The organism is Mycobacterium sp. PTI7, assembly GCF_056679845.1.
Genome location: NZ_CM155252.1, coordinates 3,594,899 through 3,619,437, shown reverse-complemented (window position 1 = coordinate 3,619,437; position 24,539 = coordinate 3,594,899). Strand labels below are relative to the sequence as shown.

General features: G+C 71.5%; 21 protein-coding genes and 1 riboswitch. Of the genes, 10 read left to right on the top strand and 11 right to left on the bottom strand.

From position 1 onward, the window contains the following. The first annotated feature begins 31 nt into the window (after positions 1-31). A riboswitch (TPP riboswitch) is annotated at positions 32-141 on the top strand. From AC1MEY_RS17360 to AC1MEY_RS17345, 4 genes are all read left to right on the top strand, one after another. Continuing rightward, complete coding sequence (locus tag AC1MEY_RS17360) at positions 133-768, top strand: ECF transporter S component (protein WP_480226693.1); 636 nt, start codon at positions 133-135, stop codon at positions 766-768. Its footprint overlaps the riboswitch before it by 9 nt. After that, complete coding sequence (locus AC1MEY_RS17355) at positions 765-2,237, top strand: ABC transporter ATP-binding protein (protein WP_480226692.1); 1,473 nt, start codon at positions 765-767, stop codon at positions 2,235-2,237. The genes AC1MEY_RS17360 and AC1MEY_RS17355 overlap by 4 nt, the downstream gene beginning before the upstream one ends. Further along, entirely contained in the window at positions 2,234-3,016 is a 783-nt protein-coding gene (locus AC1MEY_RS17350; RefSeq protein WP_480231533.1) for an energy-coupling factor transporter transmembrane component T family protein, read from the top strand. Before AC1MEY_RS17355 ends, AC1MEY_RS17350 begins: the two co-directional genes overlap by 4 nt. Continuing rightward, positions 3,003-3,566, top strand: coding sequence for a nucleoside/nucleotide kinase family protein (locus AC1MEY_RS17345; protein WP_480226691.1), 564 nt, complete (start codon positions 3,003-3,005; stop codon positions 3,564-3,566). The genes AC1MEY_RS17350 and AC1MEY_RS17345 overlap by 14 nt, the downstream gene beginning before the upstream one ends. A 3-nt stretch (positions 3,567-3,569) precedes the next feature. Here the strand turns inward: AC1MEY_RS17345 and AC1MEY_RS17340 are convergent, their stop codons facing one another. Then, positions 3,570-4,454, bottom strand: a complete 885-nt coding sequence (locus tag AC1MEY_RS17340; RefSeq protein ID WP_480226690.1) for a lysophospholipid acyltransferase family protein — start codon at positions 4,452-4,454, stop codon at positions 3,570-3,572. Positions 4,455-4,523: 69 nt separating this feature from the next. Continuing rightward, positions 4,524-4,799, bottom strand: coding sequence for a hypothetical protein (locus AC1MEY_RS17335; protein ID WP_480226689.1), 276 nt, complete (start codon positions 4,797-4,799; stop codon positions 4,524-4,526). A gap of 410 nt (positions 4,800-5,209) precedes the next feature. Between AC1MEY_RS17335 and AC1MEY_RS17330 the strand changes: the two genes are divergently transcribed. Beyond that, entirely contained in the window at positions 5,210-6,325 is a 1,116-nt protein-coding gene (locus AC1MEY_RS17330) for a GGDEF domain-containing protein (RefSeq protein ID WP_480226688.1), read from the top strand. Here AC1MEY_RS17330 and AC1MEY_RS17325 read toward each other — a convergent pair. Genes AC1MEY_RS17325 through AC1MEY_RS17305 form a run of 5 tightly spaced genes read right to left on the bottom strand, consistent with a single transcriptional unit; the run spans position 6,322 to position 11,147 of the window. Next, on the bottom strand, positions 6,322-6,894 hold the full coding sequence (locus AC1MEY_RS17325) for a hypothetical protein (RefSeq protein WP_480226687.1): 573 nt from the start codon (positions 6,892-6,894) through the stop codon (positions 6,322-6,324). The two genes, AC1MEY_RS17330 and AC1MEY_RS17325, sit on opposite strands and share 4 nt — an antisense overlap. A gap of 44 nt (positions 6,895-6,938) precedes the next feature. After that, positions 6,939-8,105: an FAD binding domain-containing protein gene (locus tag AC1MEY_RS17320; protein ID WP_480226686.1), complete on the bottom strand. Its 1,167-nt coding sequence runs from the start codon at positions 8,103-8,105 to the stop codon at positions 6,939-6,941. Next, complete coding sequence (locus AC1MEY_RS17315) at positions 8,102-9,190, bottom strand: NADH:flavin oxidoreductase/NADH oxidase (protein ID WP_480226685.1); 1,089 nt, start codon at positions 9,188-9,190, stop codon at positions 8,102-8,104. The genes AC1MEY_RS17320 and AC1MEY_RS17315 overlap by 4 nt, the downstream gene beginning before the upstream one ends. A gap of 18 nt (positions 9,191-9,208) precedes the next feature. Beyond that, on the bottom strand, positions 9,209-10,033 hold the full coding sequence (locus tag AC1MEY_RS17310; protein ID WP_480226684.1) for an alpha/beta fold hydrolase: 825 nt from the start codon (positions 10,031-10,033) through the stop codon (positions 9,209-9,211). 37 nt (positions 10,034-10,070) lie between these two features. Beyond that, positions 10,071-11,147 (bottom strand): cupin domain-containing protein, encoded by a 1,077-nt coding sequence (locus tag AC1MEY_RS17305; RefSeq protein WP_480226683.1) that lies wholly within the window; start codon positions 11,145-11,147, stop codon positions 10,071-10,073. Between the two features lie 327 nt (positions 11,148-11,474). On the opposite strand from AC1MEY_RS17305, the gene AC1MEY_RS17300 reads away from it, so the two are divergent. Both AC1MEY_RS17300 and AC1MEY_RS17295 read left to right on the top strand, forming a co-directional pair. Continuing rightward, positions 11,475-12,449 carry an alpha/beta hydrolase gene (locus AC1MEY_RS17300; RefSeq protein WP_480226682.1) on the top strand — a complete coding sequence of 325 codons (975 nt, stop codon included), beginning with the start codon at positions 11,475-11,477 and terminating at the stop codon, positions 12,447-12,449. Then, entirely contained in the window at positions 12,446-15,217 is a 2,772-nt protein-coding gene (locus AC1MEY_RS17295) for an AAA family ATPase (RefSeq protein WP_480226681.1), read from the top strand. The genes AC1MEY_RS17300 and AC1MEY_RS17295 overlap by 4 nt, the downstream gene beginning before the upstream one ends. Here the strand turns inward: AC1MEY_RS17295 and AC1MEY_RS17290 are convergent. Further along, entirely contained in the window at positions 15,207-16,139 is a 933-nt protein-coding gene (locus AC1MEY_RS17290; protein WP_480226680.1) for an alpha/beta hydrolase, read from the bottom strand. The genes AC1MEY_RS17295 and AC1MEY_RS17290 overlap by 11 nt on opposite strands. Before the next feature lie 199 nt (positions 16,140-16,338). Here AC1MEY_RS17290 and AC1MEY_RS17285 point away from each other — a divergent pair, with 199 nt between their 5' ends. The 3 genes from AC1MEY_RS17285 to AC1MEY_RS17275 are packed head-to-tail and all read left to right on the top strand — an operon-like array spanning position 16,339 to position 20,050. After that, positions 16,339-18,531, top strand: coding sequence for a xanthine dehydrogenase family protein molybdopterin-binding subunit (locus AC1MEY_RS17285; RefSeq protein WP_480226679.1), 2,193 nt, complete (start codon positions 16,339-16,341; stop codon positions 18,529-18,531). Further along, a complete protein-coding gene (locus AC1MEY_RS17280) occupies positions 18,531-19,070 on the top strand; it encodes a (2Fe-2S)-binding protein (protein ID WP_480226678.1) in 540 nt (179 codons plus the stop codon). The genes AC1MEY_RS17285 and AC1MEY_RS17280 overlap by 1 nt, the downstream gene beginning before the upstream one ends. After that, on the top strand, positions 19,067-20,050 hold the full coding sequence (locus AC1MEY_RS17275; RefSeq protein ID WP_480226677.1) for an FAD binding domain-containing protein: 984 nt from the start codon (positions 19,067-19,069) through the stop codon (positions 20,048-20,050). The genes AC1MEY_RS17280 and AC1MEY_RS17275 overlap by 4 nt, the downstream gene beginning before the upstream one ends. Before the next feature lie 320 nt (positions 20,051-20,370). Here the strand turns inward: AC1MEY_RS17275 and AC1MEY_RS17270 are convergent, their stop codons facing one another. The 3 genes from AC1MEY_RS17270 to AC1MEY_RS17260 all read right to left on the bottom strand — a co-directional run bounded on the left by AC1MEY_RS17270 (position 20,371) and on the right by AC1MEY_RS17260 (position 24,461). Then, a complete protein-coding gene (locus AC1MEY_RS17270) occupies positions 20,371-21,924 on the bottom strand; it encodes a succinic semialdehyde dehydrogenase (protein ID WP_480226676.1) in 1,554 nt (517 codons plus the stop codon). A gap of 117 nt (positions 21,925-22,041) precedes the next feature. Then, complete coding sequence (locus AC1MEY_RS17265; RefSeq protein ID WP_480226675.1) at positions 22,042-22,872, bottom strand: SDR family NAD(P)-dependent oxidoreductase; 831 nt, start codon at positions 22,870-22,872, stop codon at positions 22,042-22,044. Further along, positions 22,869-24,461, bottom strand: coding sequence for an FAD-dependent oxidoreductase (locus tag AC1MEY_RS17260; protein ID WP_480226674.1), 1,593 nt, complete (start codon positions 24,459-24,461; stop codon positions 22,869-22,871). Before AC1MEY_RS17260 ends, AC1MEY_RS17265 begins: the two co-directional genes overlap by 4 nt. Between the last annotated feature and the right edge of the window lie 78 nt (positions 24,462-24,539).

Genomic DNA, 24,539 nt, shown 5'->3' with positions numbered 1-24,539 from the left:
CGCACCCCGGCTGCGCTGGGGTTACATTGAGGACGACCCACACGGGAGTGCACGCCAAGTGCGCTGAGAGGACGGCTGGCGCCGTCGACCGTACGAACCTGACCGGGTAATGCCGGCGTAGGGAGTGAAGCGATGAGTACCGATACCGTGTCCCAGCAGCCCACCGGAAGCCCGCGGCGGACGTACCGATGGCGCGTCGTCGACATCGTCGTGGCCAGTGTGCTGGCCGTCGCGGCCGGGCTGGTGTTCGTGCTCTGGAACATTGCCTCCAACCCCATCAGCGCCCCGCTCGGCGCGGTGCTGCCCGGCCTGCAGGCGCTGCTCGGCGGCGGCTGGCTGTTCGCCGGCGTCCTGACCGCCCTGGTGATCCGCAAGCCCGGCGCCGCGCTCTACGGCGAACTGGTCGCGGCCACCGTCTCCGCGCTGGTCGGCAATCAGTGGGGCGTGCTCACCCTCGAGTCCGGACTGGTGCAGGGCCTGGCCGCCGAGCTGGTGTTCGCGATCTTCCTGTACCGCGCGTGGAACCTGCCGGTCGCCGTGCTCTCGGGTGCGGTGGCCGGTCTCGCGCTGGCGGTCAACGACCTGATCCTCTGGTATCCCGGATCGGCGGCGACGTTCTCGGCGATCTACGTCGTGTCGGCGATCGTGTCGGGCGCCGTGATCGCGGGCGCCCTGTCGTGGTTCGTCGTCCGCGGTCTGGCGAAGACCGGTGCCCTGTCACGATTCCCGTCCGGCAGAGTGGGGTCGCGGCACGACGTGCCACGGTGAACGGCGTCGCCGTTGCCGCGCAGGACTGGCGCTGGCGGCACGCCGGACGCACGGCATGGGCGCTGAACGGTCTCGACCTCAGCGTCGAGCCGGGCGAACGGGTATTGCTCCTCGGTGCCAGCGGTTCGGGCAAGTCGACTCTGCTGCAGGGACTCGCGGGTCTGCTCGACAGCAACGAGGACGGCGACGAGGGAGGCCGCCTCCTCGTCGACGGCGTACCGCCGGCCTCCCGTCGCAGCCGCATCGGCATGGTGCTGCAGAACCCCGACTCGCAGGTGATCCTGTCGCGCGTCGGTGACGACGTGGCGTTCGGCATGGAGAACTTCGCCGTCGAGCGCAGTGCGATCTGGCCGCGGGTGCGGCGGGCACTGGCCGCCGTGGGCCTGGACCTCCCGCTGTCGCGCGACACGTCGGCGCTCTCCGGCGGTCAGCAGCAGCGGCTGGCACTTGCCGGCGTGCTCGCGATGAACCCCGGGCTGATACTGCTGGACGAGCCCACCGCGAACCTCGATCCGGCGGGTGTCCTCGAGGTGCGCGACGCCGTCGCCGCCGCGGTCGCGGACACCGGCGCGACCCTGATCGTGATCGAACACCGCACGGCCACCTGGCTTCCCGTGGTCGATCGCGTCGTCGTGCTGGGTGACTCGGGCCAGGTGGTCGCGGACGGGTCGCCCGGGGACGTGCTCCGACGCGAACGCGACATGCTGCGGCGGGCCGGCGTCTGGGTGCCGGGGACCGGGCTGCCGTCGATCACCCGCCGACGCGCACCGGCCGGTGGCCCGCTGCTCGCCGCGGCCGATCTGTCCGTCGGCCACCGCGCGGCGGACCGCTCCGACGCGCTCACCTTCACACTCGACCGCGGCACCGTCACCGCCGTCACCGGCCCCAACGGCGCAGGCAAGTCGGCGCTGGCGCTCACCCTCGGTGGACTCCTGCCGCCGCGGGCCGGACGGCTCACCGCCGCCGAGGGATTCGCGCCCGCGGGCCGCCGCCGCGAGCCGATCACGTGGAAGTCCCGGGAACTGCTCACCCGCATCGGCAGCGTGTTCCAGAACCCCGAGCACCAGTTCCTCACCGCGACCGTGCGGGACGAGCTGACGCTGGGTCCGCGGGCGCTGAAACGGGACCGGGCCGCGATCGACGACGCCGTCGACTCGATGCTGGAGCGATTGCGCCTCACCCACGTGGCGGACGTCAACCCCTACACCCTGTCCGGCGGCGAGCAGCGCCGCCTGTCGGTGGCGACCGTCCTCGCCACCGCCCCCGACTTGATCATCCTCGACGAGCCCACCTTCGGACAGGACCGCAACACGTGGGAGGAGCTGGTGCGCCTCCTGGCCGGGATCGCCGACGACGGCGCCGCGGTCGTGGCCGTCACCCACGACCTCGAGTTCGCCGGATTGCTCGCCGACCGACGGGTCGAGCTGCCCGCGTGGCGATCCGAGACCGTCGCGGACGCCCCGTGCTGACCACCCCGACCGACGCGCCGGCCACCCGACTCGCGGCGATCAACCCGGTGGCGAAGCTTGCGGCCGCACTCGTCATCGCAGTGGGACTGGTGCTCAGCGTCGACTGGGTGTCGGCGCTGACCGCCCTCGTGCTCGAAGCCGTGCTGGCGCTGGTCCTACGAATCCCGCTGCGCGCCTTGCTCGCTCGCGGCGCGATGGTGCTCGTCGCCGCGGCCTTCACGGCCGTGACCATCCTGCTGTACGGGGAGGTCCGCGGCACGGTGCACTGGCACTTCCTGCTCGTCACCGTCAGTGACGGCTCGATCGCGCTGGCGCTGGCCACCTTCCTGCGCGTGCTCGCCATCGCGCTGCCGTCGGTGCTGCTGTTCATCGACACGGATCCCACCGAACTCGCCGACGGTCTGGGGCAGGTGCTGCGACTCCCCGCGCGCTTCGTCCTGGGCGCCCTGGCCGGGGTGCGTCTGGTCGGGCTGCTGGGCCAGGACTGGCGCTACCTCGGGTACGCGCGCCGCGCCCGCGGCGTCGCCGATCAGGGCCGCGTCAGACGCATTGCCGGACAGGCCTTCGCGCTACTGGTGTCCGCCATCCGCCGCGGCACGGCACTCGCCACCGCGATGGAGGCCCGCGGCTTCGGAGCCCACCCGACCCGCACCTGGGCGCGGCCGTCTGAGTTCGGACGGCGCGAGGTGGGGTTGATCTGTGCGGCGTTCCTGATCGTCGCCGTGGCGATCGCCACGGCGGTCGTCACCGGGCATTGGAACCTCGTTGCAGCTCGATGACGTCGCCCGCGAGTTGTCCGAGACCGGTGCGGAAACCATCCTGATCGACGGCAGGTCCGGGTCGGGCAAGTCGACGCTGGCCACACGGCTGCAGCGTGCCTGGGACGGCAGCGTGATCCTCCGGCTCGACAACGTCTATGCCGGATGGGACGGGTTGGCCTGGGCCGTCGAGCATCTCAGGACCGAGCTGCTCGAGCCCCGCCACGCCGGGCGTGCCGGCCGGTGGCGCAGCTGGAGCTGGGTGCGCGACGCCCCGAGCCGCTGGCACGAGGTCGAGCCCGCGGGGCGTCTGATCGTCGAGGGCGTCGGTGCGCTGAGCGGCCACAATCGCCGACTCGCCGATCTCGGCATCTGGGTCGACACCCCGGACGCCGAACGCAAGCGGCGGGCGCTGCTGCGCGACGGTGACGCGTATCGCCCGCACTGGGATCGGTGGGCAGCGCAGGAGGACGACCTGATCGCGCGGTACGACCCGAAGTCGTTCGCCGACTGGGTGGTCGTCGACGCTCCGGACGGACTGCTGTGGACGCCCGGTCCCGCGCCGCACTGATCCTCAGCGCGTGGCGCTGCGCCACGACAGCGGGTTGAGGGCGCGGAAGGGGTCCTGCGCGCGCAGCTCGCACAGATCGGCGAGTGAGGTCTCGAGTGACGTCTGCACGCGGTGCTTGACCTCCTGCTCCCACGTCGCCGCCGGCATCCCGGTCAGTCGAGTGGTGCCGATCGGCTCGCCGAAGCGCAGATACATCCGCTGGGGTCGGGGGATGAGGGTGGGACCGATGCCGCGGATCAGTGGCGGCGCCATGTCGCTGCGACCGGTGAGGCGGTGGGCCACGGCGAGCGTCGCCCGGCCCAGCAGGCTGTCGCGGGTGACGACGCTGCGGTAGACGTCGTCGCCACCGACCAGTGCGATCGGGACGATCGGGTAGCCGTGGGCGATGGCCACGCGTGCGAACCCGCTGCGGCCATCCCACCGCAGCGTGTACTCCTCGCCCTTGTACTTCGCGATCTCGCGGGCGCCGCCGGGGAACACCAGCACGGTCTCGTCGTGCCCCATCAGTTCACCGGCGGTCTCGGGATGGCCCAGTACGCCGCCGTACGCGGCCACGAAGTCCGCTGCCGCGCCGCGCATCTGCGCGATCTGACGTTCTGCCAGCACCCGCACCCGCCGGCCGAGTTCCCGTCGGACGAAATGGGGGACGAGCACGACCTCGGGATAGCCGGCCTGAGTGTGGTTGCCCACCAGCAGGAATCGGCCGTCTCGCGGCAGGTGTTCCACGCCGTCGACGTACGGGCGGTACAGGTCGATCAGCGGGCGGACGCCGTCGTCCACGCCGTCGAGATAGCGCCGCAGCGTCCGCACCCGCCGGCCCTGATTCATCAGCGCGTCGAGGTCGGCGGCGGACGGTTCGACGACGAGGGGCGTGAACGGCGATCTCATGACGCCCTCTTCCCGGGAAGTTAGATGACCTTCATTCCAACTCCACGGTACGCCCGGGTGCCCGCCCGGTCAGTCGTCGTCGGAGTCCTTCTCCTTCGACTCCTCGGCCTTGGCGGACTTCTTGCGGTCCTCGTCGTCGGAGTCCTCGTCGTCGGAGCGGTCCTTCTCCCCGTCGTCCTTCGCGGAGGCGCCGACCTCGATGACGGCCCAGTGACTCGGCGAGAGCAGCACGCTCCACTCGCCGTCCTTCTTGCCGAGCTTCAGTACGCCGTCGTCGAGTGCCCAGACGGTGTCGTCGCCGTACTGGGATTCCTGGCCGTCGCTGTACGTGAGTTTGAATGTCATGTCGACGTGTGCCCGATCGACGTCGTCGTCAATCGTCGGACGAGTGCCACGCTCGGCAGCACGGCGGCTGCGGGCGCTCGATGATTGCTGATGCCGTGCGCCGGCGTGCCGGAGCCGAAACGCCGAACGGCGTCGCGGCGCGCGCCTCGCGGGCGGTAGGAGCGCACGCCGCCAGGCGGCCACGTCACCGTCCCCGGGTCCGATGATCACCTCGGACACTGACCAGACGCGGATTTCGTCGCCGGGTTCAGTCCTTTCGTACGAATGCGCGGTCGCGTGCAGGACATGCGGTCGAGTGTCCGCGCATCCGAGCCTCCCGATCGCGACCCCGGTCGCGCGTGCCACGGTAGGCTCGAGCGAGATTTGCTGTCGTCCGGATGGCACCTGCGCAGATCGGACCATCGGCACGTATGACGGGGGCTGGCACGATGACCGCGGCGTTCTCTGGCAAGTGGTCGCCGCGTGCGAGTCACTACGAGTGGATCACCGACTACCTCGCCGCCCGGCGGCTCACGGGTGCCGTCCGTCTGATGATGGCGTCGATCGCCGCGTCGCTGGCCGCCTGCCTGCTCGCACTCCTCCTGAGCGTCGACGGTCCCCGTGGCGGCGTCTACGTCGCGATGATGTGGACGGCGTTCGGGGGCGGGATCGCCGGCGTGATCGTGTGGGCGCGGGGCTGGCCGAGCCACCGGCAGTCGCTCGCCTTCGCGGTCGTCTCGAACGCGTCGGTCGCGCTGGCGTGCCTCTCGTATCCCAACGCCCAGGGCGCGCTCACCGGCTGCATCGCCTTCGCCACCACCGGCGCGTACATCGCGTTCTTTCACTCCACCACGCTGGTGATGTACAACTTCGCGGTCGCCGCCACGGTCGCCGTGATCGCGGCCGTCCGCGTCGCCGGGTCCGGGCATCTCGCCCTGGCGTGGGTCGACCTGTTCCTCGTGGCGCAGATCAACATCGCCATGCCGCTCGCCATCCACGTCCTGATCCGGGCGCTGGGCGTCGACCTGGAACGGGCCGAGCGCGATCCGCTGACCGGGCTGCTCAACCGCCGATCGTTCCAGCACCACACCGAGAAGATGCTCGCCGCCGCGACGGCATCACCGCGGGCCTACCTCGCCGTCGCGATGGTGGACCTCGACGACTTCAAGCGCATCAACGACACCCGGGGACATCAGGCCGGGGACGACGCGCTTGTCGCGGTGAGCCGGGCGCTCGGGCAGGCGGTGATCGGCGTGCCTGCGGTGATCGCCCGCAGCGGCGGCGAGGAGTTCCTGGTGGCCGCGGTGAGCGACACCGCGGATCCGACGACGCTCGCCCGCCGCGTGTGCGAGGCGATCGCCGACCTCCCGATGTCGATCACCGCGAGCGTCGGCACCGCCTGCACCGACGTCCGCGTCCTGCGCGGTGACGCCGAGCAGGTGCGCGTCGGGGTCGACCGTCTCGTCGCCGCAGCCGACGACGCCATGTACTCGGCGAAGCGCGCGGGTGGCAACCGGTATCACCACTCGAGTCACCAGAACAGCTAGCGCTGGCGGGCCAATCCGACGCGTAGGGCGATGGCCTGCTTGAGTCCGACCTCGATCACGAAGTCGATGGGGGTGGCCTGGCCGAGCGCGCTGTAGTAGTCGATGCGGACGATCGCGCGGTCCTGGCTGAACACCAGCGCCGTGACGGCCTTCGTCCCGTCGGGCGACACCCCGACGACCGCGGTGGCGCCGGCGCCCACGGGCACGGACAGCGGCGGAGCGGTCGGCACGACGGTCGAGAGCTTGTCCCGCGCGATGGGCACCTCCCGCAGAGCCGTCTGCGCATCGGACTCCATGACGATCGTGATGCCGACGGCCCGCGTCTGGTCGCCGTTGGTCATCAACTCCTCTGCGCCCTCGATGCCGTCGGGATCCCGCAGCGGCGGCGGGGCGGTGAACCCGTCGCCGGGTACGTAGACGTCGCTCGGCTGGAGCAGCAGTTGCGTGTAGTCCGGTGCGGCGACGGGTGCGACCGACGTGGTGGTGGTCGTCGACGTGGTGGCCGCCGGCAGCGACAGCGGGGACAGCACGGGGTTGGCGCCGCCGCAGCCGGCGCTCGCCACGGCCACGACGGCTGCGACCGCGGCCCGCTGGACGAGGGAAGCGGTCGGGTTCACAGGAACGGCGGGGCGTCGACGCCCAGCGACGATCGATCGGCCAGTCGCACACCGGAGTGGGCGACGGCGCGCAGATGCCCGAGCCGCGCGGACTCCCACGCCCACAGTGCGGGCAACGGCACCGGCTCGCCACGACGCCAACCTCGCAGCGCGCGTGCGAGTTCCGCCGCATCGCCGAAGGCCTTCGAGGTACCCGACGCGGTGTGCGGGCGCACGGTTCCCGCGGCGTCGCCGAGCAGGACGACGTGGTCGGCTACCAGGCCGGTCGGGGGGAGGTCGAACACCGGCTGCATGAACACCGCCGACTGGCGCAGCAGCGCGCCGAACGGCTCGGGCAGTGTCTGATCGGCCAGCGCCAGCAGCGACTTCTCGGACTCGTCGGTGAGTTGTCCTGGCGGCAGGAAGAATTCGAACCTGGTGCCGGACCGCCCGGTGAGCAGCGCGGGCAGCCGCGCCTCGGCGGCGTTGACGTACCACACCCAGTTGACGCGCCGCTCGCCCACGCCGCGCTGTCCCTCGGCGCCGGGCACCAGGTAGCAGAGCATCTGCATGCCCGGCACGGCGAACGAGGTGAACCGCTCGGCCAGCAGGTCGCGGAGTTCGGCGGGCAGAGAGTCCTCCCGCTCCAGTCCGCGGAAGGCCACGTAGCCGGCGTAGCGCAGGTCGTCGGATCCGGTGACGATCTTGCGGGTGGCCGAGCCGATGCCGTCGGCGCCGATCAGGAAGTCCGCGGTGGTCGCGTAACCGTCGCCGAAGCGGGCGGTCACCTCGCCGTCCTCGACGCCGAGTTCGGTGAGCCGGCTGTCGAGCCGCACGCAGACGTCCGACAGCGGAGCCCGGAGTGCCTCGTACAGCGTGTCCCAGGCCGACATCCACTGCGGGGCATGGTGCCGGGTGGGTGGACCGTGCCGGTGCAGCTGCTGGCGTTCGACGAGTTGCACGCACACCGAGGGGACCGATCTGCCCAGGTGGCCGAGCAGGTCCGCGACCTCCGGTTGCATGACGATCCCGGCGCCGCGCGGCTCCGTGCGACCCGCGGACCGCTCGTAGACCGCGACGTCGGCGCCGATCGACCGCAGTTCGTGGGCGGCGGCCAACCCTCCGAGCGAGCCGCCGACCACCGCGGCCCGGAACGGTGCGGTGTCGTCCGGAATCTGTGTCACCGGAAGGCCCGGCCGTACTGCACCGGGTGGGGCAGCGGGTGCCCCAGCTCGTCGGCGGCCTCGCGGATCCAGGTCGGGTTGCGCAGCAGGACGCGCGCGAGGAACACGGCGTCGGCCTCGCCGTCGGCGACGATGCCGTCCGCCTGATGCGGGTCGGTGATCAATCCGACTGCGGCGGTCGGGACGTCGATCTCCTTGCGGACGCGCGCCGAGAACGGCACCTGGTAGCTGGGGCCCACCGGGATGACGGCGTCCGGTGCTGACCCGCCGGACGACACGTCGATCAGATCGACGCCGCGCCGCTTGAAGCGACCCGCCAACTCGAGGGTGTCCAGCACGGTCCAGCCGGGCCGCACGTCGTCGGTGTCGCCGCCGAGCCAGTCGGTCGCCGAGACGCGGGCGAACAGCGGGAGTTCGGCGGGCCAGGCCTCGCGCACAGCGTCGACCACCTCGAGCGCGAAGCGCATCCGGTTCTCCAGCGGGCCGCCGTACTGATCGGTGCGGTGATTGGAGTGCGGCGACAGGAACTGGTGGATGAGATACCCGTGGGCGGCGTGCAATTCGAGCACCCGGAACCCGGCCGACTCGGCACGCCGGGCGCCGTCGGCGAACGCCTGAACGATGCCGCCGATGTCGTCGACGCTCAGCTCGGTGGGCAGCGGGAGCCTGCCGAACGCGACGTCGCTGGGTCCGACCGTCGTCCAGGACCGTTGCTCGCGTGCGGGATCCGGCCACGGACGGCCGGTCGAGCCCTTGCGTCCGGCGTGGACGAGTTGGATGCCCGGCACCGCGCCCTGCTCGGCGAGGAACGCAGTCAGGCGCCGGAACGCGTCGGCCTGCCGGTCGTTCCACAGCCCCAGGTCGTATTCGCTGCTGCGCCCGTCCGGGTGGACGGCGGTCGCCTCGACCATCACCAGCGCTGCGCCGGCCACCGCGCGCGACCCCAGATGCTGGACGTGCCAGTCGCTGGGCGTGCCCGTGTCGTCGCCCGTCGGGCTGGCGGCGAACTGCATCATGGGCGACATCCAGGCCCGGTGCGCGAACGTGACCTCGCGCAACGTCAACGGACTGAACAGGTGTGGCATCGGGGACTCCTTCTCGGGTCAGGACTGCAGGAACGCCAACACGTCGGCGTTGACGACGTCGGCGTGGGTGGTGGGCATGCCGTGCGGGAAGCCCTGATAGGTCTTCAAGGTCCCGTTGACGAGCAGCTCGGCCGACTTGGGGCCGGCCGCCACGTAGGGGACGATCTGGTCGTCCTCGCTGTGCATCACCAGTGTGGGCACCGTGATCTTCTTCAGATCCTCGGTGAAGTCGGTCTGCGAGAACGCGACGATGCCGTCGTAGTGCGACAGCGCATCGCCCATCATCCCCTGTCGCCACCAGTTGGCGATGACGGCCTCGGACGATTCCACGCCCGGCTGGTCGAAGTTGTAGAACGGCCCGGATGGCAACGCGCGGTAGAACTCCGAGCGATTTGCGGCCAACTGCGCCTGCAGGCCGTCGAACACGCTCTTGGGCAGGCCCTCGGGGTTGGCGTCGGTCTGGACCATCAGCGGCGGTACCGCGCTGATGAGCACGGCCTTCGACGCGCGGCTCTCGCCGTGGCGGGCGAGGAACCGGACCACTTCACCGCCGCCGGTGGAGTGGCCGACGTGGATGGCGTCGTGCAGGTCGAGCGCCTCGACGAGCGCGGCGAGATCGTCGGCGTAGTGGTCGAGGTCGTGCCCGCCGGGGGTCTGGGTCGACCGTCCATGGCCCCGCCGGTCGTGGGCGATCACGCGGTAACCCTGGGAGAGGAAGAACAGCATCTGGTTGTCCCAGTCGTCGCTCGACAGCGGCCAGCCGTGGCTGAACACGATGGGCTGGCCGGTGCCCCAGTCCTTGAAGAAGATGTCGGTGCCGTCGGTGGTGGTGATGACGCTCATGTCGGTGCCTCTCGAAGTCGGAAGAAGGGGTGCGGGCTCAGTATCGGTCCAGCGGGTTCGAGCGCGTGACGATCAGCGGATCGGCGGGGGTGAAGGGGAATTGCGGTAGGTCCTCGATGTGGGTGCCGAAAGTGGCGGCGAGGACTTCGCGGGAGTAGGCGCTCGCCGATGCGCGGTAGCCGATGTCGGCGGGGAAGGGCTGATCGAAGAAGATCAGGAAGTGCCAGGGGTCGGTGCCGGTGTTCTCGATGTGGTGCGGGTAGGCGCGGGGGATGAAGTACATGTCGCCGGTGGTGAGGTTCCAGGTGTCCAGCGTGCCATCGGGATTCATGATGGTCATCCGCGCGTCGCCGTGGCGGACGTAGCCCATCTCGGCGGTGACGGGGTGCCAGTGCGGCTCCCGCATCCCGTCCTCGGTGACCCGCAGCGAGTACATCGAGATGTCCTTGAGCGCCGGCCAGAACTGGTCGCGGGCGAAGCGGGCGTTGCCGCTCACGTAGTTGAGTCCCGGCGACTGGGCCTCGACGTCGAACTTGTGCGGGTCGTTGAAGTGTGCGGCGGCCGGGACGACGGGGTCGCCGATGCGGGCGGCGAGCTTGTGGTCTTCGGGCGGGTTGGGTGGGAAGTTCCCTCCAGTGGTGCGCCGGATCTTCGTGAAGTCCGAGGACGGCAGGTCGTAGGTGTTGCCGAGCACCGCGTCGCTGAAGGCGCCGAGCGTGGCGCCGAACCCGAAGTCCTCGGGGCGTTCGTTGCGGAAGGCGATGATGAACTCGGCGACGTCGTCACCGATGTTCTCGATGTGGTGCAGCGACCCGGACTCGGCGTGGAACATCTGGCCGGCCGTCACGATGAACGTCGAGAACTTGCTGCCGCTGTCGAGGATCGACACCAGTGCGGTGCCCGAGACGCAGTAGGTGAGTTCGTTGGCGTTGGCGTGCCAGTGCGGCGTCCGCATGGCGCCGGGGTTGAGCAGCACCCGCTTGATCGACAGGCCCTTGAGGATCGGCAGGTTGTCGGCGGTGACGCGGCGCATCGAGCCCAGCTCGGACTCCTCGACGATCTCCCCGTCGAGCAGTGAGGCGGTGTGGACGCTGCGAGCCTGTGTCGTGGTCATCGGATCTCCTCGGAGGTGGTGGGCCCCGGCGTTGGGGCGTTCGGCCTGGCGACGTCTCCGACTCTCGTCTCGGTCACGGTCAATGTCTTTGACGGTGGCGGCCAACCGTCGTACCGGTCGGGGTGCATGGCCGCTTCCCGCTAGCAGGTATTGACCGACGGTCGTGGTCACGACCAGTGTCAGGGGGGTGAATCGCCGGGTCATCAGTCGAGTGACTGATGGATGCGCCCCCGCAGTGGGCCAAGATCACTCGACCGGCCGGATCGACCACTCCGGCCTATCATCCAAGGCGGAGCCGCGGCGCGGAGAACACGAGGGCGGGAAGCGATGAGTGGATGGCGGGGTGCCGGCGACCACCGCGGTGCCGTCGTCCTCGATCCGGCCATCATCGAACTGATCGACGCGATGTCGACCCCGCCGACGCTGCGCCAACTTGGACCGCAGGACGGCCGCACCGCGCTGCGCGAGGCGCAGCAGACGCCGCGCGAGCACCCGGGGACGACGGCGCGCTTCCACACCGCCGAGGTGGGACCGGCGGGCCTGACCGGCCTCTGGGTGATCCGCCCGCGCCACGCCGAGGGACCGCTGCCCACCGTCTTCTATCTGCACGGCGGGCGGTGGATGTTCGGTGACGCCGACACCCACGCTCACGTCGTGTCGGAACTCGCCGTCGGAGCGGGCGTCGCGATGGTGGTGCCGGAGTACAGCCGCACGCCCGAGGCCCGGTATCCGGTGGCGCTGGAGGAGTGCTACGCCGCGCTGCTGTGGGTGCACGCCAACGCCGACGACCTCGACCTGGACGTCACGTCCATCGCGCTCGCCGGTGACTGCGCCGGCGCCACCATCGCCACGGCCGTCGCGATGCTCGCCAAGTCGCGTGGCGGTCCGCGGCTGCGCGCCCAACTGCTCTACTACCCGCCGACCGATGCGGCGTGCGACTCGGCGTCGCACCGCGAGTTCGGCGAGGGCTACCTGCTGTCCAGCGAGGAGCAGGCCTGGTACTGGAACCAGTACTGCGACGGCGACCGCACGTGCCCCACGGTGTCGCCGCTGCACGCCCGCCCCGAGGATCTGACCGGTCTGCCGCCGACGATGGTGGTCACCGCCGAGGCCGACGTGGTGCGCGACGAAGGCGCCGACTTCGCCCGCAACCTGCGCCGCGCCGGCGTCGACGTGACCGCCCTGCGCTACCTCGGCACGGTGCACGACTTCGTGGTGCTGAGCCGGCTGGCCGAGATCGCCCCCGCACGGGCGGCGATCGCGCAGGGCTCGTGGTTCCTGCGGGAGAGGCTGCACGCGTGAGCCCGCACCGGTTCCAGATCGTCGGCCGCGACGAGCTGGTCGCCCTCACCCGGGCCGTCGTCCGCGGTGCCGACACCGCTCCACCGGCGGTACTCCTGGTCGGCGAGTCCGGGATCGGCAAGACGGCACTGCTGCACTTCGCAGTACGCGCCGCCGACGACCAGCTGTGCGTCGTGTTCGCCGCGGGCGTCGCGGGGGAGTCGCACGGGTACGCCGCGCTGGCCGGACTGCTGTGGCCGGTGTTCCCGTCCGCGGCGACCCTGCCGCACGCCCTGCGCGACGCCCTGACCGAGGCGATGCACGGGCCGCCGGCGGTCGCGCGGCCGGCGCTCATCCGCGACGCCGTCATCGCGGTCCTCGAGGCCGCCGCCGTCGAACGGCCGGTCCTGCTGGTGATCGACGATGTCGACCTCTTCAACGACGAGATGAGCGATCTGCTCGTCGGCGTGGCCGCGCAGCTGATCACCACGCGCGTCCGGGCCGTGCTGACCGCGCACCGTCGCGACGTCCTCGCCGGCATCGGCCGGGCCCTCCGCACCGTCGAGATCGGACCGCTGTCGGCGCGCGACTCGGCGCTGCTGGTGGACTCGCAGCCCGAGCAGCCCAACCCCAGCGTGCGCGGCGAGATCATCCGCTGGTCGCGCGGCAACCCGTTGGCGCTCATCGAGTTCACCCGCGCCTACGCCCGCAACGGCACCTCGACCTTCCACGGCGCCACCCTGTCCGGCGGCGCAGGTACGCACCCGCTGTTCGCCGACCGGATCGCCGCGCTGCCCGCCGACACCCGCCGGCTGCTGCTGTTCGCCGCCGCGGGCACGGGACGGGAGACGGTCGACGCCGTCACCGCCGCCGCCGGACTGGGCAGCCACTTCGCCGCGTGGGAGCCCGCCCGCCGGGACGGCTACGTCGAGTTCACCGACGAGCGCCGCATCGTCTTCGCGCACGCACTGCTGCGCGCCGCCGCCTACGCGAGCGGCGACTTCGGCGAGCAGCGCGCCGCGCACCTCGCGCTGGCAGCGACCACCGGTCTCGAGGCGTCCGCGCGAGCCTGGCACCTGGGATCCGCCGCACCCGGATCCGACGAGATGATCGCCGCGATGCTGGAGGCCACCGCGAGCCAATCCGCCCCGCGTGCAGATGAATTGGAGCGTGCCCGGGCGCTGCAGCGTGCCGCCGAACTCAGCCCCGACCGCGTCGACGCGGCGCGGCGGTATGCGCTCGCCGCGGGCGCAGCCAACTTCGCGGGCGACCCGGCGTGGGCGCTGTCCATGACCGAGATGCCGCTGCGCGAGTCCGACGATCCGAACGTGACCGGCTACGCCGCGCTGATCCGGGCGTCGATCCTCCTGCAGTCCGGCCGGGCGGGGGACGCGTTCGCGGTGGTCGACACCGTCCTCGCCGGAACCTGGCCCGACGACGGCCACCTGGTCCTCGCGCTGCTGTACTCGGCGAGCGGTGCCGCGTACTACACCGGTGACGTCGAGCACCGTCGGCGACTGCGCGGGTGGCTCGACCGCGTGGGGGGCACGCCGCCGAGGCCGAGTGGCTTCCCGCTGCCGTTCCCGCCGGCGGCCGCCGACTTCCAACTCGCCTACGTCGGTATGTACGCCGACACCGCCGCTGCCGACGCACGGCCCGTCCTGCCGGCGCCGGTGGACCGGCCCACGGTGCCGGAACTCGAGCCCGTCCGCCGACTCATCGGTGGCACGATGGCCTTCGCCGCCGACGACACCGCGACGGCCGCAACCGAACTCGCCGGCGCCATCGAGAGTCTCTCGGCGGCGGGCGGCCTGCGTGGCTTCGGGTTCGCGGTGGCACCCCTGGCGTGGAGCCTGCTCGACACCGGACGGTGGACCAAGCTGGCCGAGATGCTCGACGAGGCCGCGGAGCTGTGTGCGGTCGTACTGGGCTCCACGCTCGTCGAGCGCGAGACCCTGGCCTGCCAGGCCCAGTGGATGGCGATGCGCGGCGACGTCGACGGCGCCACCGTGGCCGTGAGCCGGGCCCGGGAGTCGGCGGCCTCCGCCGGCGGGCCGCCGTGCGTCACCGAGGTGAACCTGCACCGCGCGGCCGGCTGGATCGACGTCGCCACCGGGGACTACGACGCCGCCTACCGCCGGTTCCGGGCCATGTTCGACGCCGACGGCCGACCCGTCCACTTCGTCGTGTCACACCGCGCCCTCGCCGATCTGGCGTGGTCGGCGGCGCGCAGCGGGCGCATCGAGGAGGCGGCACCACTCGTCGCGGCGATCGGTCGCGGGCTGGGTTCCACACCGCCGGTGCGGCTTCGACTGCTGCGGCACCAGGCGACCGCCCTCACCACCGACGGGCACCTCGCCGAACGGCACTACAAACTCGCGGTGTTCGACCCCGCCGGCGAACAGTGGCCGCTCGAACGCGCCCGCGCCCGCCTGCACTACGGCGAGTGGCTGCGGCGGGCGCGCCGGCCCGCGGAGGCCAGACCGCTCCTGGCGGCGGCGCTGGAGGTCTTCGAGCGGCTGGGTGCCGAACCGTTGGCCGGCATCGCACGCGCCGAGTTGCGCGCGGCGGGTGTCACCACCACCTCGACCGAGGACGCCGGCGACCTGCTCGGCGCGCTCACCGCCCAGGAGCGGCAGATCGTGACCCTTGCGGCGTCCGGTCTGACCAACCGCGAGATCGCCGAGCGGCTGCGGCTCTCACCGCGGACGGTCGCCTCGCACCTCTATCACGTCTACCCGAAGCTCGGGGTGAGCCGCCGCCACGAACTGCGCGAGTTCACGTCCTGATCCCGTGCAGCGCGGTCGCCAGCGCCGCCACGGCCTGCGCCGTCGCCGCGCGGGCCGCGCTCGACCGTGCCAGGGCGTCGAGCACCGGAAAGCCGTGGATGGTGCCCTCGTAGCGGACGGCGGTCGTCGTCACGCCCTCCTGGCGCAGCCGGGCGGCGAAGGCCTCACCCTCGTCGCGCGCCACGTCCGCCTCGGCCGTGATGACCAGCGTGGGTGGGAACTTCGCGAGATCGGCGGCCGACGCGTGCAATGCGCTGATCGTCGGATCGGTCCGGTCGCCGTCACCGAGATAGCCGCCCCAGTGCGCGAACAGGTGGTCGCGGTGCAGCAGGTAGCCCTCGGCGAACTCCTCGGCCGAGGGCGTGTCGAGCGCGGGATCGATCACCGGCGTGACGGCCACCAGCTGCGCGAAGCGGAACTCGTTGCGGCGCAGGGACAGCAGCACCAGGCCGATGCCCAGCGTGGCCCCCGTCGAGTCACCGGCGACCGCGACGCGCCGCGGGTCCACCCCGTGCCGCGCCCCCGCCTCGTGGATCCAGCGGACGGCCGCGTACGCCTGCTCAAGGGCGACCGGGTGGCGGGCCGCCGGCGACGGTGCGAACTCCGGGACGATCAGCGCCGCGGGCGTCCCGACGGCAAGCCGGGAGACGATCCGGGCGTGGCTGCGGCTGTCGCCCACCGCCCATCCGTCGCCGTGCAGGTACACCACCGCGGGCAGCGGTCCCGCGACGTGGGACGGACGGACGACGCGGACCCCGATCGTGCCGTACTCACCCGAGGCGACGTCCACCCACTCGTCGACGGTGCCGGTCCCGTCGGGCGCGGCCTGCAGATCGGACCACGCCGTCCCGCTGGCTCCGATCGACCCGAGCAGATCCGTGACGGCCGGGTCCAGCACGAGGCCGGGTGCTTCGGCCGTCACCGCGACCCGCCACGCGTGACCGTCATCGCACCAGTCTCTGCCGACCGCGGCCCGTGATCATCAGTCATCCGACTGATGACGTCGGGCCGCGCGGCGAGCACACTGCCAGGATGAGCCTCGACGGGAGTCCCGTGCGCAGCGCCGACCGTGCCGTCGACGTCCTTGCCGCCACGGCATGCAGCACCGAGGGAGGACACCGATGACGACGATGGATCGCGTGGGCCAACCGGTCAACCGCGTCGAGGGTGGCGGCAAGGTCACCGGCGCCGCGACGTACACCGCCGACGTTGCGCTACCGGGACAGGTGCACGCCGTGCTGGTGCAGTCGGAGATCCCGCACGGCACCGTCACCGAGGACTCGCTGCGGACGAGTGCCGACCGCGTCGCCGCGGCGCCCGGCGTGCTGCACGTGCTCACGCCGCTGAACTGCCCACCGCTGCGAGCACTTCCCGACGACCTGACGTGGGACCTCCCGCTGGAGCGGCGCCCGCCCCTGTCGGACCTGACGGTGCAGCACGTCGGACAGCACATGGTGCTGGTGGTCGCCGACACGTGGGAGAACGCCACGGCGGCTGCGGAACTCGTCGACCTCGAGTACGAGGAGCTGCCCGCCCTGCTCGACGCCCACGACGTGGCCGAGGCGGCCGGCGGCCAGGACGGCCCGATCCGGCAGGGGAGCTACCGTCCCGACCACTTCGTCAAGCTGAGCGAGGAGAAGCTGCAGGACCGCCGCGGCGAACCACCCACCGACGGCGGCACCCGGGTGACGGCCCGCTACACCACGCCGATGAACGCGCACTACCCGATCGAACTGTCGGCCACGGTCGCGGCCTGGGACGGGGACCGGCTGACCGTGCACGACAGCACGCGGTGGATCGCCGGCGAACGGGCCGCGCTCGCGGCGTATCTCGGCATGCCCGAGGACCACGTCCGCGTGCTCGCCCCGCTGGTGGGCGGCGCGTTCGGGTCCAAGAGCTTCCTCTGGATGCACGTCGTGCTGTGCGCCGTCGCGGCGCGTGAGATCGGCCGCCCCGTCAAGCTGGTGCTGACGCGTGACCAGATGTTCTCGTCCACCGGACATCGGCCACGCACCGAGCAGGACCTGGTGCTGGTCGCCGATGACGACGGCGCCATCCGCAGCACCGAGCACCACACCCTCACCGAGACGTCGACGGTCGCGCACTTCTGCGAGCCCACCGGACTGTCCAGCCGATTCCTGTACCAGTCGCCGCATCTCGAGGTGTCGCACCGCACCGCCCGGATCAACGCGCCCACGCCGTGCTTCATGCGCGGCCCGGGGGAGGCGCCGGGGCTGTTCGCCCTCGAGGTGGCGATCGACGAACTGGCCCACGAACTCGGCCTCGACCCCCTCGAACTGCGTGTGCGCAACCACGCCGACGCGGATCAGGCCAGTGGCAAGCCATGGTCGGGCAAGCACCTGCTCGACTGCTACGAGACCGGGTCCCGGCGCTTCGGGTGGGCCGACCGGCCCGTCGCGCCGCGAGCGCTGACGCGCGACGGCGTCCAGATCGGCTGGGGGATGGCGACCGCCACCTACCCCGGGCGACGGATGCCCGCGTCCTGCAGCGTGATGACCGCGCCTGACGGGACCGTCCGGTTCGCCTCCGCCACACACGAAGTCGGCAACGGCGTGCGGACCGTCATGACGCAGGTGGCGGCCGATGCGACCGGGCTCCCGCTGGAGTCGGTGACCTTCGAGTCCGGCGACTCCGACTTCCCCGCCGCGCCCTACAGTGGTGCGTCGCAGACCACCGCCACCGTCGGCTCGGCGGTGTTCGCCGCGGCGACGGAGTGGCGGCGACGGGTGGACGAGCTGGCCGGCACCTCCGACCCCGACCTGCTCGACGTGGCCCGCACCCACCACGATCGGCTGAGCTTCGTCGCCGACAGCGACGCCGGCGACCAGGAGCACGAGGCGTTCCAGTCGTTCGGCGTGCACTTCTGCGAGGTGGAGGTCGACGAGGAGATCGGTCGCGCGTCGGTGGTGCGGTGGGTCGCGGTGATGGACTGCGGCCGCGTGCTCAACCCGAAGCTCGCGCGCAGTCAGGTGATGGGAGGCATCACGTTCGGCCTCGGGATGGCGCTGCTCGAACAGGTGCCCTACGACGGCGAGACCGCCCGCATGATCGGCGAGTACTACCTGCCCACCCACGCCGACCGGCCCGACTTCGACGTGTCGTTCGTCGACAGCACCGACTACGGCCTCGACCCGATCGGGGTCCGCGGCATCGGCGAGATCGGCGCGTGCGGTGTGCCCGCCGCGATCGCGAACGCCATCTTCCACGCCACCGGAAAGCGGTTGCGCGACCTACCGATCACGCTGGAGAGCCTGATGGCGCCGTATCGACCACCCACCTCGAAGGAGGCCTGATGAGCGAGGACCACGAGGTGGAACTCCGCGTCAACGGCGAGACCCACCGTGTCGCGGCCGACGTGCGGACGACGCTGCTCGACCTGCTGCGCGACCGGCTCGAACTGACCGGCACCAAGAAGGGTTGCGATCACGGCCTGTGCGGGGCGTGCACGGTGGCGGTCGACGGCGAGCGGGTGGTCAGCTGCCTCACCCTGGCGGCCTCCGTCGACGGGTGCGAGGTGCTGACCATCGAGGGCATCGCGTCCGGTGAGGAGCTGCACCCGCTGCAGCACGCCTTCCTCGACTGCGACGGGTTCCAGTGCGGCTTCTGCACGTCGGGTCAGATCTCGTCGGCGCACGCGATGCTCGCCGAGCACGCCCGCGGCGATCTGAGCACGGCGTCGTTCGAGGGCCCGCGCGACGAGGTGGTCAGCGGCTGCGCTCGACTGTCGCACGCGGAGATCCGGGAGCGCATGGCGGGCAACATCTGTCGGTGCGGGGCGTATGCCAACATCGTCGACGCGATCGCGTCCGTGGCGGGGGAGCGGTCGGCGTGAAGACGTTCGAATTCCGCCACGCCACCTCCGTCGACGACGCCGTCGCGGGCGCCGAGGCGGGTGGCACCTACTTCGCGGGCGGCACCAACCTGCTGGACCTGATGAAGGGTGGGGTCGCGCAGCCGACGACACTGGTCGACCTGCGGCGGCTGGGGCTGACCGACATCACCGAGACCGACGGCGGCGGTGTGTTCGTCGGGGCGGGCGCGAGCAACAGCGCGCTGGCGAACCACCGGCTGATCCGCACCCGGTATCCGGTGGTGTCGCACGCGATCCTGAGCGGGGCGACCACGCAGCTGCGCAACATGGCGACGGCCGGGGGAAACCTGTTGCAGCGCACGCGGTGCCCGTACTTCATGCAGACGACGTTCACGGAGTGCAACAAGCGGATTCCCGGCAGCGGGTGCGCGGCCCGCACCGGCTTTCACCGCGAGCATGCGATCTTCGGCGCGAGCGAGCAGTGCGTGGCGATCCACCCGTCGGACATGGCGGTGGCGCTGGCGATCCTCGATGCGGTGGTGCACGTGCAGGGGCCCGACGGGCCGCGCGTGATCCCGATCGACGGCTTCTTCGCGCTGCCGGGAGAGACGCCACACGTGGACAACGTGCTGCGGCCCGCGGAGTTGATCCTCGGCATCGAGCTGCCGCCGTCTCGGTTCGCCGACCACTCCTGGTATCTGAAGGTGCGCGACCGGCACAGTTACGCGTTCGCGCTGGTGTCCGTGGCAGTGGGGTTGGCGATCGAGGACGGGGTGATCACGTCGGCGGCGCTCGCGCTCGGTGGGGTGGCGTCGAAGCCGTGGCGACTGCACGTGGCCGAGGCGGCGCTGGTGGGTCGTCCAGCCGACGAGGCGGCCTTCCACGCCGCGGCGGCGCTCGCGATGGAGGGTGCGGAGCCGTTGCCGCAGAACGAGTTCAAGGTCGACCTCGGTCGGCACGCCGTGGTGCGGGCGTTGACCCGCGCCGCTGCCGTCGAGTGAGCGCTGGCGGTCACTGCCACTCGCACATTGGTCGCGTGAGCGCTATCTGAACGGCGGGGTCGAGCGCGGGGCCAACCACTGTGTCTCGCCCACGCGTCAACGAATGATGACGCGCTGGGGAGCGCCACGTCCTCGCTGGCGGCTGGCGTCCTGGTCGAGTGAGCGTTGACGGTCACCGCCACTCGCACTTCGGTCGCGTGAGCGCTATCTGAACGGCGGCGGCGCGGGCCGGGCCCGACGACTGTGTCTCCCCCACGCGTCAACGAATGATGACGCGCCAGCGAGCACACGTCCTCAGCGAGCGGGTGCGACCCCCGGAACTACCGGCCCGGGATGTACTGCAGCGCCTTGACGAACGGCGGCATGATCTTCGCCCACAGCTTCGGCGGAAGTCCCCGCGGCCCACCGAGGTTCAGGATCCGCGTCGTGGCGATCGTCTGCGGCTCCGTGTACTTGATGAGCCCCTCGGGGCCGTGGCGACGGCCCATCCCGGACACCCCCATGCCACCCATCGGCGCGCCGGTGCTGCCCCAGGTGGGCGCGTAGCCCTCGTCGACGTTCACGGTGCCGGCGTGGATCCGAGCCGCGATGTCCTCGCCCTCGCGCTTGCTGCCCGCCCAGACGCTGGCGTTCAGGCCGTACTCGGTGTCGTTGGCGCGGGCGACGGCCTCGTCGACGTTCGCCACCGGGTAGATCGAGACGAGCGGTCCGAACGTCTCCTCGCGGAAGCACTCGGCGTCCTCGGGGACGTTCGTCAGGACGGTCGGTTCGAAGAACAGCGGCCCCAGGTCCGGCCGCGCCTTCCCGCCCGCCACGACGGTCGCGCCCTTCACGACCGCGTCGTCGACGTGCGCGGAGACGGCCTTGACCTGCTCCTCGGAGATCAGGCTGCCCATCTCGACGCCGAACTCGTATCCACCACGGAACGTCATGTTGCGGACGCGCTCGCCGAACACGCGGATGAACTCGTCGGCGATCGACTGCTCGACGTAGATGCGCTCGATCGAGATGCAGAGCTGCCCGGAGTTGGCGAAGCACGCGCGCACGGCGGCGTCGGCCACCTCGCGCAGGTTGGCGCCGGCCGTCACGATCATCGGGTTCTTGCCACCGAGTTCGGCAGAGAAGCCGATCAGCCGGCGACCCGCCTGCTCGGCCAGCAGCTGACCCGTGGCGGTGGACCCCGTGAACATCAGGTACTCGGTGTTCTCGACCAGCGCCGTACCGACCACGGAGCCCTGGCCGGGGACGACGGCGAACAGGTCGCGCGGCAGCCCGGCGTCGTACAGCAACTCGACGCAGGCCAGCGCGCAGTACGGCGTCTGGCTGTCGGGCTTGAGCACCACGGCGTTGCCGGCGAGCAACGCGGCGATCGCGTCGGACACCGCCAGCGTCATCGGGTAGTTCCACGGCGAGATGACGCCGACGACGCCCTTCGGCTGGTACCGCACGACGGTCTTCGTGAGGCCCGGCAGCATGCCCGTCACCCGTTGCGGACGCAGCAGCTTCGGCGCGACGCGTGCGTAGTGCCGCGCCGTCATCGCGATGTCGAGGATCTCCTCTTGAGCGGCGTTGCGGGACTTGCCCGTCTCGGCCTGCGCCATGTCCATCAGTGAGTCGAGGTTCTTGAGCACCAGGTCGCGGTAGCGGTGGAAGATCGCGGCGCGCTCGCTGACTGGCCGTGTCGCCCACTCCTGCTGCGCCACCCGGGCACGGGCGACCGCATCCAGGGCGTCCTGCGCGGTGCCGACCGGAATGGTGGTCAGCTCCTTGCCGGAGAACACCTCGGTGACGGAGCGGGTGGGCCGCTCGGACGCGTCGGGGATGGCGATCAGATCGGCGAGACGCCCAAACGTTGCTGCGGACGGTGCGGGCATGGCGACTCCTCGGGAGGGGTGTTACTGGCCAGTAACGCTATTTGCAGTTCTACCCGATCGGACGAGACCAGCGCCAGCGGCCGACTGCGTACCCCGCCCGGGCGACGTGAGCGCGGGTCATCGCAGCGACGTTCGCGGACCGGTGTAGACCCGCGCGATCCGCCGGCGCGACACGGCATCCGAGATCCCCGGCAGCAGCCGGCTGGCGAGGACCGCGGCGCGCGTCCGTCGGCCGGGGACGATCATGCGACGGCCGGCGGCGACACCCGAGATCGTCTCCGCCGCCACCTGTTCCACCGACAGCTTGGGGATGGTGAGGGTGTGCTCGCGGTTCTCGGGCGTGCGGCACGCATTGAGCGAGTCGACCATCGGCGAGTCGAACTCGCCGGGACACACGAGGACGATGCGGACGCCGCGGGGTTCGACCTCGTAGGCCAGCGACCGGGTGTAGCCCACGATCGCGTGCTTGCTCGACGAGTACGCGGTGTACCCGAAGACGCCGATGAGGCCGGCCACCGACGAGACGTTGACGATCGTCCCGGGATTGTCGCCGAACGTGGCCAGCGCAGCGGTGCAGGCATTGACGGTGCCGAAGAGGTTGACGTCCATCACGGCGCGGTGATCGTCGATCGTGAGCTGGTCGGCGTGGCCCTCGATGAGGATGCCCGCCGAGTTGATCAGGGTGTCGATGGCGCCGGTGGTCTGCGCGAGTTCCTCGAACGCGGTGCGGGTGGCGGCCGCGTCGACGACGTCGAGAACCAGGGTGCGGACGTTCGCGGCGGGCGTCTGGCGCCGCAGCCCGGCCGCGGCCGCGGCGAGCCGGGACTCGTTGCGCGCGACGAGCGTCACCGCGACGCCCTGCTGCACGAGCTGCCGGGCGATCTCGAGGCCGAGCCCCGACGACCCGCCGGTGATGACGCAGTGGTGCCACGGCGGGACGCGCTTCACGACGGTTCTCCCGGCTTCGGCGGAACGTGGCTGAGCGCCTCCTCGGCCATGGCCGTGATCGTGAGGCTGGGGTTCACCCCCACGTTGGCGGGCATCGTCGAGCCGTCGGTGATGAGGAGGTTCTCGTAACCGAACGCGCGACGGTACCTGTCGACCACGCCGTCCTCGGCGGTCGTCCCGATGACGGCGCCGCCCAGGATGTGTGCGGTGGTCGGCGCCCCGAGCAGCGACTCGGCGATCGAGGACTGCGGGTATCCGCCGATGATGCGAGCTGCCCGCTGCGCCACCTCGTTCGCGATGGGCAGGTAGCTGCTCGGCGCGGGCCCGTGGGAGCGCTCGGTGACCAGCCGCCTGCCGAAGCGCGCGGGTCGCAGTCGCAGCGACGAGTCGACGCTCTGCATGACGGTGAAGATGACGGTCCGTCGCGACCAGCCGCGGATGCGGACGGGATTGAGCCACCGCCGGGGGTGTCGCACGATCTCCCAGACGAACTTCACCGGCCGGCCCCGGCCGCCGGTCAGCGGACCGAAGATCAACCCGAGCGGGTCGCCGCCCAGGCCGTAGGTGTTGTTGGTGAAGTGGGTCTGCTCGTCGGGGTGCACGCTGGAGGTGATGGCGATGTCGGCGATCAGGTCGGCGTCGCGGCGCAGCGTGGTCGCCGCGACGATGGCCTCGCTGTTGGTGCGGACGACGTCGCCGACGCGCTCCGAGAGCCGGGCGAGGGATCCGGTGTCGCGCATCGTGTGGAGGAGTCGCGTGGTGCCGAGCGCGCCACCGGCCAGCACCACGCCGGCCGTGACGTCTCGCCGGCGGTCCCTGCGGAACCGCCGCCCGGTCCGGACGCTGGTGACGACGTAGCCGTCCGAGCCGTCGGCGCGACCGGCGGGCGCGATGTCGGTGACGGTCCGTTCGGCCCGGATGCGGGCGCCGTGTCCCCGCGCGAGGTGCAGGTAGTTCTTGACGAGGGTGTTCTTGGCGCCGTGCCGGCAGCCGAGCATGCACTGTCCGCAGTTGACGCAGCCGGTGCGATCGGGACCCGCGCCGTCGAAGTACGGATCGGTGACGGTGACCCCCGGCGTCCCCAGGAAGACGCCCACCTCGGTCGGGTGGTGGGCGGCGGCGACGCCGAGTTCCGATGCGACCGAACGCATCATCTGCTCGCTCGGACCGTCGGCCCGGCACGTGACGGCGCCGAGCATCCGCTGGGCCGTCGCGAAGTGCGGCGCGAGCACCGCGCGCCAGTCGGCGAGGCCGGCCCACTGCGGGTGCCGGTAGAAGTCGTCGGAGTGCGGGACGTACAGCGTGTTGCCGTACACCAGGGACCCGCCGCCGACGCCGACCCCGCTGAGCACCGACACGTGGCGCAGCGGCGTCAGCGCGAGGATGCCCTTGAGGCCGAGGCCGGGCGCCCACAGCAGGCGGCCGAAATCGTAGGCCGTCCGGGCGAAGTCCGCGTCGGAGAACTCGCGGCCCTGCTCGAGCACGGCGACGTCGTAGCCCTTCTCGGCCAGTCGCAGTGCGGCGACGCTGCCGCCGAATCCGGAGCCGACGATCAGCCAGTCCAGCCGGTCGTTCGCGTGTGCGGTCATCGTCGACGCACGCCTCCATCCCGGATCGGTCGACCCGTAGGCCGACGCTAGCGCCGCGTCATCTCCTCGCACAGGTGC

Coding starts and splice junctions, on each gene's coding strand:
- AC1MEY_RS17360 (WP_480226693.1), top strand. CDS start 133: ATGAGTACCGATACCGTGTCCCAGCAGCCCACCGGAAGCCCGCGGCGG.
- AC1MEY_RS17340 (WP_480226690.1), bottom strand. CDS start 4,454: ATGAGATCGCCGTTCACGCCCCTCGTCGTCGAACCGTCCGCCGCCGAC.
- AC1MEY_RS17335 (WP_480226689.1), bottom strand. CDS start 4,799: ATGACATTCAAACTCACGTACAGCGACGGCCAGGAATCCCAGTACGGC.
- AC1MEY_RS17330 (WP_480226688.1), top strand. CDS start 5,210: ATGACGGGGGCTGGCACGATGACCGCGGCGTTCTCTGGCAAGTGGTCG.
- AC1MEY_RS17315 (WP_480226685.1), bottom strand. CDS start 9,190: ATGCCACACCTGTTCAGTCCGTTGACGTTGCGCGAGGTCACGTTCGCG.
- AC1MEY_RS17310 (WP_480226684.1), bottom strand. CDS start 10,033: ATGAGCGTCATCACCACCACCGACGGCACCGACATCTTCTTCAAGGAC.
- AC1MEY_RS17305 (WP_480226683.1), bottom strand. CDS start 11,147: ATGACCACGACACAGGCTCGCAGCGTCCACACCGCCTCACTGCTCGAC.
- AC1MEY_RS17300 (WP_480226682.1), top strand. CDS start 11,475: ATGAGTGGATGGCGGGGTGCCGGCGACCACCGCGGTGCCGTCGTCCTC.
- AC1MEY_RS17285 (WP_480226679.1), top strand. CDS start 16,339: ATGACGACGATGGATCGCGTGGGCCAACCGGTCAACCGCGTCGAGGGT.
- AC1MEY_RS17280 (WP_480226678.1), top strand. CDS start 18,531: ATGAGCGAGGACCACGAGGTGGAACTCCGCGTCAACGGCGAGACCCAC.
- AC1MEY_RS17270 (WP_480226676.1), bottom strand. CDS start 21,924: ATGCCCGCACCGTCCGCAGCAACGTTTGGGCGTCTCGCCGATCTGATC.
- AC1MEY_RS17260 (WP_480226674.1), bottom strand. CDS start 24,461: ATGACCGCACACGCGAACGACCGGCTGGACTGGCTGATCGTCGGCTCC.